Origin of the sequence: Neobacillus drentensis, assembly GCF_036962125.1 — a bacterium.
Taxonomy (GTDB): domain Bacteria; phylum Bacillota; class Bacilli; order Bacillales; family Cytobacillaceae; genus Neobacillus; species Neobacillus drentensis_B.
On the sequence record NZ_JBALOA010000002.1, the window covers coordinates 151578 to 164773 of the forward strand.

Here is a 13196-nt window from a genome sequence, read left to right on the forward strand (position 1 = left end):
TCCATTCCTATGAGGATGAGGTCCATATATAAAAATCATACTTTATGATTCTATTAATTAACAACAAGATAATAATGGAAAGTAAATCCACTGAAGAATTTACTTAGTGAACCTATTTAAGGACAACCCTTCTTGATTAATTATACTAGCATCAAAGACGCTTACACTTGTGTTCGCGATATTTACCGACAATTATCTACAAAAATCGAGTTTAGTCAGCAAGCAAAGTGAAAATATGTTATAATATAAATAACATACTGATTTTTCAGGGTGAGACCTTAGTGGAAAAACTTTTACTCCCACAATGAATGTAGAAATTCACCCTTACTGAACCGTAAAGACAATAAGAAACTATAATCTAGAAAGGGTGTTTACATGGAAAATTTTATCGAAACCGTTTATTTCTTAGAAAATCCTGAGAAGAAGATTACTAAATTTGCAACTGGCACCCAGCTGCGCTATGAAGATGTAATTAAAGAGGTATTTGGCGTGGCGTGTATTAATGATTTGCATATGATGCTCCAATACAATAAAAGTTTTCAAACAAGTATTTGTAACATTCATGGGATCAGTGAAAAGAAGCTCACTCTTGATAAAGTCCTTCGTGTTGCTTCAAAATTAGATATGCTTCTTCTTAAGAAACAATTAGTAGAAGAAACAAATAACAAACCGGATGAACAACCTCAAAATGCCGATTTAGCGATTTCTCGCCCATTTGATGCAACAATCAAATTGCAAGAAGGTATCTTTGAATGGGATGATAGTAACTTTTCCTATAATGCAGTTAAACCTGGTGCCTGACACCTTTGTAGTTAATAAATAACTTACAAAGGCTAGGTGCCTTTGTTTCCTCCGTAAGGTGTCAGGTACCATAACCGCAATTCATATCAAGTGGCATTTTCAGAACTCAGTCTTTCCAATGTTTGCGGACAAGAGACAGACCACCAAGCATAAAACAATAGCGCATCTCAATCACCCATTTCATCAAAGCAGCAAACTTTCCATTGATATGATGATCATAAACAATTCCTGTCGCATTCCCTTTTCCTAATGACATGACGGTACCCCGATAAATATAGTGAAATGGTTTAGCCGGTTGACCATATACCTTCATGGCAATGTTGTAGGCACAGTATTGTCCTTGTTGAATTGCAATTTGGGCCGTGGGCGGATATGGTTGGCCTTTTTCGTTAAAACTTACTGAAGCATCTCCGATTACATAGACATCGGAAACATCGGGGACTTCACAATACTCATCTACTTTCACTCGACCGTCCAATAATTCAAATCCATGACCCTCTAGGAGTGGATTCCCTGTAACTCCGCCTGCCCAGATAAATGTATCCGATTGAATCTCTGTTCCATCTTGTAAGAAAACCTTATCTCTCTCGACCTTCGTCACTTGCATGCCCACTTTATATTCAATACCCATCTTTCTAAGTGATCCCACTGCATCTGAAACAATCGATTCGGGGAAACCTTGGAGGATTTGTTGGTTTGGTTCAATAACAATAATGTTTACGTCATTGGGAACTACCTTATATTCCTTGCAAAGTAGTGGAATACTTTTCGTTAATTCATGGATAAACTCCATTCCGGTAAACCCAGTTCCGCCTATAACTAAATTCAACTTTCCTGTTGGTTTCTGACTAAATTCCTGAAACTTCTCTTCTATGTGTTTGCGAAGACGATTTGACCCTTCCCAATTAAACAAAAAGAAAGCATGCTCTTCTAATCCAGGAATATTGAAAGTTTTTGGTGTGCCGCCAATTCCTACAACCACGTAATCGTAGGTGATTATCTGGTTTTTACAGATGACTTTTTTCCTTTCAATATCCAATCCAGTCACTTCATCTTGAATAAACGTAACTCTTTTGGGGTCAATTAACTCTTGTATCGGCATTTTAATAGAATTTGGATTCACTGTCCCTGCGCCAGCCTCATGAACTTTGGTAGTAAAATAGTGGTAATCGTTCTTATTGACCAAATAAATCTCAACTCGGGAAGGATGAACCCTCTTTTGTAATGTTACAGCTGTCATTAAACCACCATAACCACCGCCTAAAATCACCACTTTCTTTTTATCATATTCCATACTTTGCTCACTCCTTCACAATCTCTTTACCTTCATTATAGAAAATATTTACCAAATTGTGCAATAGGAATAGCGCAGAAAACAGTTAATACACAAAAGTTTCATAATTAAGAAAAGCGTAAGCGGCCTGTTCAGCGGCGTATAATACTTTCTTTTTCATATTAAAAAACCTCTCATCAGTGAGGATGAGAGGTTGATAGTCAATTATTTACGGCGTTTTTTAGGGTCCGTTTTCGTCAATCTTCCTAATAAGAATGCCCCTGCAGCGACACCAATTACCGTGTTCGTTTTTTTGTTAAATACTTGCTTCGCTACAAGATTTAAATTTTGAGGTCTTTCAGCTAAACGCCTCATAAAATAACCGTACCAATCATTGCCGAATGGCACATACGTACAGAAATTGTAGCCTTCACTAGCAAGCTCAAGCTGCATCTCTTTTCTAAATCCATAGAGCATTTGAAATTCGAATTTCTCATTCGGGATATTGTGCTTCTTTACAAATTCCTTCACATGATTAATGATGCGATGGTCATGTGTAGCAATCGAGGTAAATCTCCCATTTAATAGATGCCATTCGGTAATCTTGATAAAGTTCGCATCAATATCCTTTTTATCTTGGTATGCGATTTCCGCTGACTCTTTATAAGCCCCCTTAACCAAACGAATGCGGAAATTTTGATATCTTTCAAGATACTCTTGTGCTTTGTGGAAATAAGACTGAATAACAGTACCTACATTAGTATACTCCATCGAAAGGTCGTCCAATAATTGAAAAGTTGGTTCTAAGTGTTTGAAGTCCTCCATATCAATATTGACAAAAATATCATATCGATGGGCTTGATCAACGATTTCTCGTACATTATTTAAACAAAATTGATAATCGATATCCAATCCTACTTGCGTTGGTTTTAATGAGATATGCGCATTAACTTTATTGTCATGAATGGCTTCGATTACTTTAAGAATTTGGTTTTTCGCAGCAGTAGCCTCTTCTTCTTTAAAAACGAATTCTCCTAAGTTATCGACAGTACATGATATTCCATGTGCATTCAGTTCTTTAATACTTTGGATGACTTCCGGGATATTAGTACCAGCTACGACACTTTGTGCACCTAATTTTAAACCGTATTTTTTAGCTGTACTATTTAAAAATTGATTTTGTGATAAGCTGATAAAAATGTCTTTCAACATCGCGATTACCCCTTGCTGTTGTTTTTAACTTCATTATAGCATACGCTTTCAATAATATTTATTTTGCGAATTTTCCAACATAATGACGCTTACATAAATAAAATCGACTACAATTTAGATGAAAATAGCTGTCGAAATTTTCGACAGCTGCTTTTTTTAATAATGATTATAATTTCAAAACCCGACAGACATTTTCAGTGGCAAAAGCTAAATTTGCTTCACCATTTTCCAAAGCTTCCGCTAATGTGGTTACGCCTGATAATATTCCTATAATTGCATTAAATCCATGATCATATAATGGCTCTACACCTTTACCAATTTTCCCTGCAAACGCAATAACAGGAATTGAATACTTTTGTGCAATCGTTGCTACCCCATATGGTGTTTTTCCAAAAAGCGTTTGCCCATCAATACTGCCTTCGCCCGTGAATACATAATCTGCACCTTTTACTCGTTCTTCAAGGCCTGTGTATTCAATCACAAGCTCGACACCTTTTTTTAATTGAGCATTCAGAAAAGCAACAAGCCCAGCTCCTAGCCCTCCTGCTGCACCTGCCCCTTCCATACCCGCAATATCCTTACCGATTTCTTGTTTGATTAAGTTAGCAAACAGGGTTAAATTACGATCAAGAACTTCTACCATTTCAGGTGTTGCGCCTTTTTGCGGTCCAAAAATCGCCGATGCACCGCTCGCCCCGATTAGTGGATTTGTAACATCACATGCTACATCAATTTTGACCGCAGATAATCTTTTATCCAATCCACTTAAATCTATTTTCTGTAATTGACCTAGAGGACCGCCGCCAAAATCTAATTCTTCACCATTTTCATCTTTTAAAGAAACTCCAAGAGCTTGGAGCATACCTGCCCCGCCATCATTGGTTGCACTTCCGCCAATCCCAATCAAGATGCGGCTAACCCCTTTATCGAGGGCATGTTTTATTAATTGGCCTGTCCCATAAGTAGTAGTTAATAATGGATTACGATCTTCTGGACGGATTAATTCCAATCCACTAGCTGTTGCCATTTCAATAACAGCCGTTTGCCCTTCACCTAAAAGACCATATTCGGCAATTCGTTTCTCCCCTAATGGACCAAGAACTTCAGTTTTAATAATCTCGCCATTTGTCATACTAACTAAAGACTCGACTGTTCCTTCCCCTCCGTCAGCCATAGGCACAATCACGCATTCGGCATCAGGGAAGACCTTCAGGATTCCTTTTTCCATTGCAAGGGCAGCATTTTTCGCCGACATACTTTCCTTAAACGAATCGGGCGCTAACACAAACTTCATAACCATCTGTCCTTTACATTTAAAGTAGTAAAAATTTTAAATAGAGTAGCAGCTAAGGGTGACCAACCAGTCACCCTGCTAATTTTTAACGTACTAAACAAGGACGCTTATTATCAAATTTCCAGCCAGGAATTAAGAATTGCATACCTACAGCATCGTCACGTGAACCTAGACCCATATTGTTATACAATTCATTTGCTTTCATAATTTGATCCATGTCAACTTCCACACCTAGACCCGGTTTGTTCGGAATCGTTAGATTGCCATCAACAATTTGGAACGGCTCTTTCGTTAAGCGCTCTGTCCCTTCTTGCCAAATCCAGTGGGTATCAATCGCTGTAATTTCACCAGGTGCTGCCGCAGCAACATGAGTAAACATAGCAAGGGAGATATCAAAGTGATTGTTAGAATGAGATCCCCATGTTAAACCCCATTCATTACACATTTGTGCCACACGTACTGATCCTTGCATCGTCCAGAAATGCGGATCAGCAAGTGGAATATCAACGGATTGTAAGGAGATCGTATGACCCATTTGTCTCCAATCAGTAGAAATCATATTCGTTGCCGTTGGAAGACCTGTTTGTCTTCTAAATTCAGCCATAATTTCGCGACCTGAATAGCCATCTTCTGCTCCACATGGATCTTCAGCATATGCTAGAATTCCATGCATATCTTTACAAAGCTCAACTGCCTCTTTTAATGACCATGCCCCGTTTGGATCAAGTGTGATTCTAGCATCTGGGAAACGTTCTTTTAATGCTTTAATCGCTTTGATTTCTTCTTTTCCTTCAAGCACGCCGCCTTTAAGTTTAAAATCTTTAAAGCCATATCGTTTTTGCGAAGCTTCTGCTAGACGAACTACCGCTTCAGGTGTTAGTGCTTCTTCATGACGAATCCGGTGCCATTCATCTTCTGCATCTGGATTACTATAATAAGGTAAATCTGTTTTATTCCGGTCACCAATGTAGAACAAGTATCCTAGTGTTTTTACTTTATCACGCTGTTGGCCTTCACCTAATAAGGCAGCAACAGGAACATTTAAATGTTTGCCAAGAAGATCTAATAGTGCCGCTTCAATCGCTGTAACCGCATGAATGGTGATTCGTAAATCAAAGGTTTGTAAGCCGCGTCCGCTCGCATCACGACCAGCAAACGTTTTTCTTACATTATTTAAGATATTATTGTAGTTTCCGATAGATGAACCGACAACCAATTGCTTGGCATCTTCTAGAGTTTTACGAATCCCCTCACCACCAGGTACTTCACCAACACCAACGTTTCCATTGCTGTCTTTTAAAATAACAATATTTCTTGTAAAATAAGCGCCATGTGCACCACTTAAGTTTAATAGCATACTATCATGGCCAGCTACGGCATAAACCGACATTTCAGTGACAACTGGAGTAACATTAACTAAATTCTGTACAGTATTCATCGGGATGTCTCCAATCTTAAATTTTATAGTTAATTTTATGGGGTAAGAGAAGGTTGTAGCGATCTTTCCTTCCCTTACCCTAAATAAAAACTAGCGACTTACTTCCACATTAGCTAACTTTTCATAAAACTTCACAAGGCTGCTGTGATCCTCAAACTCATGTCCATCCACTTTAAGTGCGTACATCATTTCAAGTACTGACGAGGTTAATGGCAGTGGAACACCAAACTCATGTGACGCTTCAAGCGCATTGGTAAGGTCTTTAATATGAAGATTAATTCTAAAACCTGGGTCAAAATTACGATCTAACATCATAGGGCCTTTGGCATCAAGCACTGTACTACCCGCTAATCCTCCGCGAATTGCTTCATAGACTGCAGCTGGTTCTACACCCGCTTTTTGTGCTAACACGAAAGCCTCAGAAACCGCTGCAATATTTAAGGCAACAATCACTTGGTTAGCTAATTTGGTAATATTACCTGCTCCAATTTCGCCAACTAAGACAACTGAACCTGCCATCGCATCCAAAATATCTTTACATTTTTCAAATACTTCTACTTTACCGCCCACCATGACTGACATCGTTCCATCAATAGCTTTCGGTTCTCCACCGCTTACTGGTGCATCTAGCATATCCACACCTTTTTCAGCTAAGGCATTATACACTTCACGTGAAACACCAGGCGCAATCGAACTCATATCAATGTAGACTAATCCTTCATGAGCCCCTTCAATTAATCCATTTTCTCCTAAGGCTACTTGTTTAACATTTGGAGAATTTGGCAGCATGGTGATGACAACATCTGATTTTTCAGCGATTTCTTTCGGGTTAGAACCGATTTCAGCTCCTAATCCTTCTAGTTCTTTAACAACCTCTTTATTAAAATCACTAACGATTAATTGATATCCTGCCTTGATTAAATTTTTACTCATCGGTTTACCCATTATTCCAAGACCAATAAAGCCAACTTTCATTATTTATTCCTCCAGTTAAATGATTTAACAGGAAGTAAAAAATGAAATTTTTACTTCCTGCTTAGTTTTTCCTAAATATTAACCTACAAACATATTAAGAATTAAGACACCTGCTAAACCAAGGATGGCAAGTGCGGTTGTATAAGTAGTTCTTGTTTTAATCGCATCTCCAACAGATAAGTTAAGGTATTCTTTATACATCCAGAAGCCAGGGTCTGTTACGTGTGAGAACGCGACGCTGCCACATGTTACGGCAAGAGTCATTAGTTCTAAACTAATACCTGAAGATTGTGCAATTGGAAGAACAACACCTGCTGCAGTCATAACAGCTACAGTTGCTGAACCAAGGGCAATACGTAAGATAGCAGCGATTAACCAAGCAAGAATGATTGGTGAAATATCCCAGCCACTTGTTAAGTCTTTAATATAGTCAGCAATCCCACTATCAACTAATACTTGTTTAAACGCACCGCCAGCGCCGATTACGAGGATGATCATTGCCATTGGTTTTACACTATTAGAGCATGATTGCATCACGTCTTTTAATGTACGGCCTACTCTTGTTCCTAAAAGATAGAATGAGAGTAATAGTGAAATCATTAATGCGATTGTAGCTGAACCAAAGAACTCCATGAAGTGTCTAAAGCTATTTCCTTCTGGTAACATTACTTCACAGAATGCAGATATTCCTATTAATACAACTGGTACAAGCGCAGCCGTAATACTCGCTAAGAAGCTAGGCATTTCTTCTTCTTTAAAAATTTTCGAACTTCCAAGTCCTTCTGGAATGCTTGGATTGATCTTTTTAACAAATGGTAGTCTTGGCCAAAGCAATGCAATGAAAGAACCTACAGGAATGGCAATGATAAGACCGTATACTAAAGTTAAGCCCATGCTTGCTCCAAAAACACCTACTACTGCAGCTGGTCCTGGATGTGGAGGTAAGAAACTATGTGTTGTAGATAATCCAACAGCCATTGGAATTGCAACCCACAAAAGGTTTAACTTTGTTTGACGAGCAACTGTGAAAACTAAAGGAATCAATAATACGAATGCTACTTCGAAGAACATTGTGATACCTAGGATATAAGCAGTAATCAGCATTGCAATTTGAACACGTTTAATACCCATTTTATCAATCAACGTGTTAGCAATTCGTTGAGCGGCACCAGCATCAGCCATGACAGTTCCTAACATAGCACCAAAACCTAAAATTGGAATCAAATCATCGAGTTGTCCGCCAATTCCTCCATAAAGAGATTCCATCAATTTGTCAATCGGCATACCTTGAAGTAGACCTACGAATAAAGCGGCAATAATTAAGGCAATAAATCCATTCATTTTTAGTGGAATCATCAAAATAAGTATGAGGGCAACTGCTAATGCAACATATACTAATGGCATAGTCTGTACTTCCTTCCGTTAGGAATTAATGTGTTGTTTTAATTCAAAATCTTTCAGTACACTTTCTAATAATTGCTTTCTTTAAAGAATCCACTCTACATCTGTCACTAAAGTATCTTCCTCCTCCAATCATTTCTAATTCATAAACGGGATTCATCTTTTTGTAAATATGACTAATTTGTGAATAAATTCACAAAACCACTTTTCATAAAAGGTTATTATTTTTTACAAAAGATTCAAAACATAGTAATCTAATAATAACCTTTTTATTTAAGTGATTATTTAATTAAAACAAAGGAATTCGAACGGCTTTCTCGTTTCTAAGTTAATTATCATATTTACTTTTGAAACTCTTTACCCTTTTATCATAAACGGTTTCAATTAAAATATACAATCGTTCAAGCTGATGAAAATCCCTCTTGTTTTTTTGTCATTTGAACAAAAATGATATTAAATTCCCTCTTATGATGTGAAGTAAAGGTAATCAAGTGACTGTTTTGTTACAATGAACAATGCAGATAAAAGAATTTTTCTTTTCTTCATTTCAAGTAACCGTTTACATCCTTATTGTATCTTTGTCTTACCACTAAATCATCATTCAAACAAATGATATTTTAGATTTTTTTTTGTGCAAATAACCAATGAATCATTCTGGAGGTACATAATGAAAATTAACGAACAGCTGGCTCAGGAGATTGCAAATAAGGTAATGAAGGTTATCCCCTATAATGTGAATATTATGGATGAGGTCGGCTTAATTATTGGCAGTGGTGATCCAAATCGGATTGGGACTTATCATCACGGTGCAATGGCTGCCATCGAACAAGGAAAACTCGTGTCAATTTATAATTCAGATGGAGCAGCGAAACCAGGAGTAAACATTCCTATCAAGTTTAGGAACATGACAATTGGAGTTATTGGTCTTAGTGGCGAACCGACAATTGTGGAGCCATTTGCTGAATTGGTTCGTGTAACCGCTGAGCTCTTAATAAACCAAGAATTCTTATATAAAGAGCGAAGGATTAAAGAGCAAATAAAAGAGGAATTTATGTATCATTGGATTTTCCGAACGGAAGAATATGATCAGGCTTTTATTAATAGCGGGGAGGCTGTCGGGATTAATCTAGAAATGGATCGAATAGCAGTTGTTGTTAAAGGAAGTTCCCTTAAAGAACCGTTTCTACTTGACCAAGAATTTAGCTTCCGGTTAAGTCAAAATACCATGTTATTTATTGTCCCCAACAGCAGTGATATCTTAAAAAGACTAGAAGATTTTATTTCAAGAACGGATACGAGAATTGGAATTGGTACAAGCCACGCTCAAATCGGCAAATCTGTCCACGAAGCAAAAAAAGCGCTTGAGATTGCTGAAAAACTTAGATTAACTGAATATCACTGTTATTACCATGACTTAAAATTTATCGATTACTTGACTAATAAAGAAATTGAATTTGAGGAAATCAGCGGCATCTATCATGAACTAGAAACAAGTCCTAAAGGAATAGAACTGATTGAAACGTTAATAAGCTATATTGAAAATAGCGGCGATATGAATGCGATTGCTACTGAACTTCATATTCATCGCAATAGTCTCGCCTATCGATTACAAAAAATTGAAACCTTAACGAACAAAAATCCGAAAAAATTTATTGAATTATTCCAGCTCTTTACGGGATATGTTCTCTATAAGATGAACTATACTCCGATTGAATAATTCATAAGTATTCGTAAGTTCCAGCAATTTGATAATCTATTAAAAAAACAGCCTTCACACAATCGGAAAGGCTGTTTTCTATCTTTCTAGCTTAGCCAATAAAAGAGATAATCGCGATTCCAATTAAGGCGACAACTGTTAAGTGAATCCCGTTGGAGCGAAGTCCTACTTGTACCCCAGAAATTCCTGCAAAGCGGCTGACCATTAAATTCAATCCTGAGAATGGGCTTAACGCCGTTGAAATTGACCATGTTAATAAAAGAAGCAGGGCCAGCCCGAGATTGCTCATTCCTAATTCCGCTGGATTTAATTGCATCGCTAATGCCCCTACTGCGGCAATTTGGTGGATACCAATATAGGTAATTCCAAGAACAATTACCATTACAGCTAGTGCAAACAAGAAAAAGGATTGATGTGATAAACCCACGAGAAAATCACTCACTCCATTTGCGGCAGTCGTCCCTTTCATCGCAAAAGCTAACATACCTGCACTCATAAAAAGCATAATTTCATTGTTCATCATCGGTACCGAGCGATCGCGAAAATCAACCAATGGTGTGATTAATCGTTTCTTGTCTTTTGATAGGATTCCATAAAATAGCGGGGCAATAATGGATACGAGACAAACAATTACAATCATAGACCAATTTGTCATCGCTTCGATAAATAAGCATAATCCCATTAACAGGACCACAAATAAGACTAATTTAATAAACTGATTACGATGTGCTTTTTGTAAAGGTGCCTTAGCAGGAAGTACTTTTGTTATTGAATGACGCTTCTCCCAGACGGCAAACAAAATATTCCCAACTAACAAGGCTAAAAGTGATAATCCAAGGCCATACAGAATATAGGCTTTGAATGGGACATTGAGATAATGGAGCACTAAAGAGACCGATGCAAAATAAGGTGACCACATCACTGCCGTTGAAAATCCAACAAGATAACTTTTTGCCGACATGGCCGAAGGAAGCTTTAAATCCTCCAAAAATTCATTAATGATTCGGACCGAACCTAAATTTAAAATTGGGCCCAGAATAAACAGTGTCCCAGTGATGCCCGCATATAACTTTTTCGGTTGATGTAATAAATTGCGTAAAACTAAAGCAATTGAATCAAAATATCCTGACAGCTTTAATGGAATCGAAAGCAACGGAGCAAGAGTTAACAAGCAAATCAAGGGAAGAATTAAGAAAATTCCATCACTAATCCCGTTCACACCGGTTCCTTTTTTCCATTCAATAATAATACCTGCAGTCATCATGACAATACCAAGCCAGCGCGGGAAGCGGTCAGCTTTTAGAGCACTGCCCAAAAAGGCAAGTAATGATAGTCCAACAACCACAAGCTGCAGCCATTGCAACTCGACAAAGTATTGAATTAAGTATAAAGCGCACATCCCCAGAATAAGATAACTTCTCATCGACAACCTCTCCCTAGTGTCAAGGCGAAAAGAGGTCTCCCCCCATCCACGAATTCCTTGTTGTTTTTAATCATTATCCTAATCCTATAAAAAAATTTTTACAATAACTTTTTTCATCCCCTGTATAGATTAATGATTAGTAGTACCTGACACCACAGCCAATTCCCCTTCCTAGACAAAAGAAAAAAACAGCCATCAACAATTTGTAACGGGTTCCCTTCAGGGGGAGTTTTACCTAAAACAGTAGTTCAAATCGCAGACCATTTCGCATATATGGAGTGGTCTATTTTCATTGATATAAAGCCATTTTAATTAAATATAAATCAAAAATCGCACTCATTTCAGCACAAGTATAGTTGTGTACAATGATTTATGTTCACGCTGATTTTAGTGCGATTTTATTGCCTATAATATGTACTAAAATGTATGTGATTTTTCAGTGAAAAGGAGTCCTTCAAATCAGTGGGTTAATCGTATTTTTAATGGGTCTGGCTTCTTTTATAGCCCTATCGGTGTATATTTACAAAGAATTTAAGTCAGATGATTCTAAAACATCAAAAAAAGTGCTTTTTGTATTTTTAGGAATACTTGATACCTTTTTTGGTTCTGGTGGGGAATTTTTAGGCTTTGCTTTAATAATATCACTTGCAGCTATCCTTATTGGTCTTGCGATGATGGGAGCATTTCATTAATATGTTGATGAAAAATGTTAAAAGAGCATCTATTAGATGCTCTTTTTTAATCTGTTTTACTGCTATTTTGTTTGCTGATTGTACTTCTGAAATCAATGTGAATGTTTGAGCTTTTTTCGCAAAACTCCCCATCAAGAGAACCCGTTAAACAATTTGCGGCTGTTTTTTCTTTTGTTTATTGTGGTGTCAGGTACCAGTGATTACCGTTTATCATACCCGTTACGCGATCGGTATTGCTGTGGTGCACGTGACGGATAGCGTATTGGAAAACTAAACATATGGACTAGCTGCGTAAACGGAATCGATGCAAATAATAAGAAGGATAAAACAACATGGACCTTAAAGATAGTTGGGATACCTAACATTAGTTCAGATAAAGGCCTGAACGTGAATAAACTTCGAAACCAAGGACCAATTGTTAAGCGATACTCATACGCTACCACCGTGTAGCTATAAATCAGTGTCATATAGGTGCCAATAGCAGCGACTATAAGTAACAATACAATCGTGAAATAATCACCAAAGGTAGTATGGACTCGAACCTTCGGAAAGGAAAATTTCCGAATCAGCATGACCACCAAGCCAACTACCACCATGAGTCCGGCGATACCACCGCCCGCAATCGCACCGAAATGGTACAGATGCTCATGAATCCCTATTGCTTCATATACTTCGATTGGAATCAAAATACCCATGATATGTCCAATAAAGGCAAAGATGATACCATAATGAAAAATGACTGAACCGAACCGGAGCCACTTTTTTTCAAAAATTTCTGTCGACGGGGCAAACCAGCTTTTCCCTCGAAAAATAAAGCGGTAAAACGTCCCAACGATAAGAATGGCACCGCATATATAAGGAAAAATGGTCCACCAAAAACTGTATTCCATTGCCAACCTCCTTTGCAGACTCGCTTTGAAGTTACTGAATTTTCCCTAACCTGTACATCCTCTAGGTCCCAAATCCAGTA

At 37.7% G+C, this 13196-nt stretch carries 11 protein-coding genes; 3 read left to right on the forward strand and 8 right to left on the reverse strand.

Going from position 1 to position 13196, the window contains the following annotated elements; all coding sequences use genetic code 11:
• Positions 1 to 375: 375 nt before the first annotated feature.
• On the forward strand, positions 376 to 801 hold the full coding sequence (locus V7121_RS01720) for a hypothetical protein (protein WP_335501201.1): 426 nt from the start codon (positions 376 to 378) through the stop codon (positions 799 to 801).
• Positions 802 to 907: 106 nt separating this feature from the next.
• Here V7121_RS01720 and V7121_RS01725 read toward each other — a convergent pair whose 3' ends face one another.
• The 6 genes from V7121_RS01725 to V7121_RS01750 all read right to left on the reverse strand — a co-directional run bounded on the left by V7121_RS01725 (position 908) and on the right by V7121_RS01750 (position 8397).
• Positions 908 to 2095, reverse strand: a complete 1188-nt coding sequence (locus V7121_RS01725) for an NAD(P)/FAD-dependent oxidoreductase (RefSeq protein WP_335501203.1) — start codon at positions 2093 to 2095, stop codon at positions 908 to 910.
• A 204-nt stretch (positions 2096 to 2299) separates the two neighbouring features.
• Positions 2300 to 3286, reverse strand: coding sequence for a proline dehydrogenase family protein (locus tag V7121_RS01730; protein WP_335501205.1), 987 nt, complete (start codon positions 3284 to 3286; stop codon positions 2300 to 2302).
• 166 nt (positions 3287 to 3452) lie between these two features.
• The gene (locus V7121_RS01735) at positions 3453 to 4580 is read right to left on the reverse strand and encodes a glycerate kinase family protein (protein WP_335501207.1); all 1128 of its coding nucleotides are present in this window, start codon (positions 4578 to 4580) and stop codon (positions 3453 to 3455) included.
• 85 nt (positions 4581 to 4665) lie between these two features.
• Entirely contained in the window at positions 4666 to 6018 is a 1353-nt protein-coding gene (gene gudD, locus V7121_RS01740; RefSeq protein ID WP_335501209.1) for a glucarate dehydratase, read from the reverse strand.
• Between the two features lie 90 nt (positions 6019 to 6108).
• Positions 6109 to 6993, reverse strand: coding sequence for a 2-hydroxy-3-oxopropionate reductase (gene garR, locus V7121_RS01745; RefSeq protein WP_335501211.1), 885 nt, complete (start codon positions 6991 to 6993; stop codon positions 6109 to 6111).
• A gap of 78 nt (positions 6994 to 7071) precedes the next feature.
• Entirely contained in the window at positions 7072 to 8397 is a 1326-nt protein-coding gene (locus tag V7121_RS01750; protein WP_335501213.1) for a gluconate:H+ symporter, read from the reverse strand.
• A 664-nt stretch (positions 8398 to 9061) separates the two neighbouring features.
• Between V7121_RS01750 and V7121_RS01755 the strand changes: the two genes are divergently transcribed.
• Complete coding sequence (locus tag V7121_RS01755; RefSeq protein ID WP_335501215.1) at positions 9062 to 10111, forward strand: CdaR family transcriptional regulator; 1050 nt, start codon at positions 9062 to 9064, stop codon at positions 10109 to 10111.
• A 91-nt stretch (positions 10112 to 10202) separates the two neighbouring features.
• On the opposite strand, the gene V7121_RS01760 is transcribed toward V7121_RS01755, so the two are convergent.
• Positions 10203 to 11534, reverse strand: a complete 1332-nt coding sequence (locus V7121_RS01760; RefSeq protein ID WP_335501217.1) for a hypothetical protein — start codon at positions 11532 to 11534, stop codon at positions 10203 to 10205.
• Positions 11535 to 12016: 482 nt separating this feature from the next.
• Here V7121_RS01760 and V7121_RS01765 point away from each other — a divergent pair, with 482 nt between their 5' ends.
• Positions 12017 to 12226, forward strand: a complete 210-nt coding sequence (locus V7121_RS01765; RefSeq protein WP_335501219.1) for a hypothetical protein — start codon at positions 12017 to 12019, stop codon at positions 12224 to 12226.
• Between the two features lie 200 nt (positions 12227 to 12426).
• On the opposite strand, the gene narI is transcribed toward V7121_RS01765, so the two are convergent.
• Positions 12427 to 13116 carry a respiratory nitrate reductase subunit gamma gene (narI, locus tag V7121_RS01770; protein ID WP_335501221.1) on the reverse strand — a complete coding sequence of 230 codons (690 nt, stop codon included), beginning with the start codon at positions 13114 to 13116 and terminating at the stop codon, positions 12427 to 12429.
• Positions 13117 to 13196: the final 80 nt, after the last annotated feature.

Bases quoted from the DNA above. Each gene is read 5' to 3' on its own strand.
- garR (WP_335501211.1), bottom strand. From the start codon at position 6,993: ATGAAAGTTGGCTTTATTGGTCTTGGAATAATGGGTAAACCGATGAGT.
- V7121_RS01720 (WP_335501201.1), top strand. From the start codon at position 376: ATGGAAAATTTTATCGAAACCGTTTATTTCTTAGAAAATCCTGAGAAG.
- V7121_RS01750 (WP_335501213.1), bottom strand. From the start codon at position 8,397: ATGCCATTAGTATATGTTGCATTAGCAGTTGCCCTCATACTTATTTTG.
- gudD (WP_335501209.1), bottom strand. From the start codon at position 6,018: ATGAATACTGTACAGAATTTAGTTAATGTTACTCCAGTTGTCACTGAA.
- V7121_RS01755 (WP_335501215.1), top strand. From the start codon at position 9,062: ATGAAAATTAACGAACAGCTGGCTCAGGAGATTGCAAATAAGGTAATG.
- narI (WP_335501221.1), bottom strand. From the start codon at position 13,116: ATGGAATACAGTTTTTGGTGGACCATTTTTCCTTATATATGCGGTGCC.
- V7121_RS01725 (WP_335501203.1), bottom strand. From the start codon at position 2,095: ATGGAATATGATAAAAAGAAAGTGGTGATTTTAGGCGGTGGTTATGGT.
- V7121_RS01735 (WP_335501207.1), bottom strand. From the start codon at position 4,580: ATGAAGTTTGTGTTAGCGCCCGATTCGTTTAAGGAAAGTATGTCGGCG.
- V7121_RS01760 (WP_335501217.1), bottom strand. From the start codon at position 11,534: ATGAGAAGTTATCTTATTCTGGGGATGTGCGCTTTATACTTAATTCAA.
- V7121_RS01730 (WP_335501205.1), bottom strand. From the start codon at position 3,286: ATGTTGAAAGACATTTTTATCAGCTTATCACAAAATCAATTTTTAAAT.
- V7121_RS01765 (WP_335501219.1), top strand. From the start codon at position 12,017: ATGGGTCTGGCTTCTTTTATAGCCCTATCGGTGTATATTTACAAAGAA.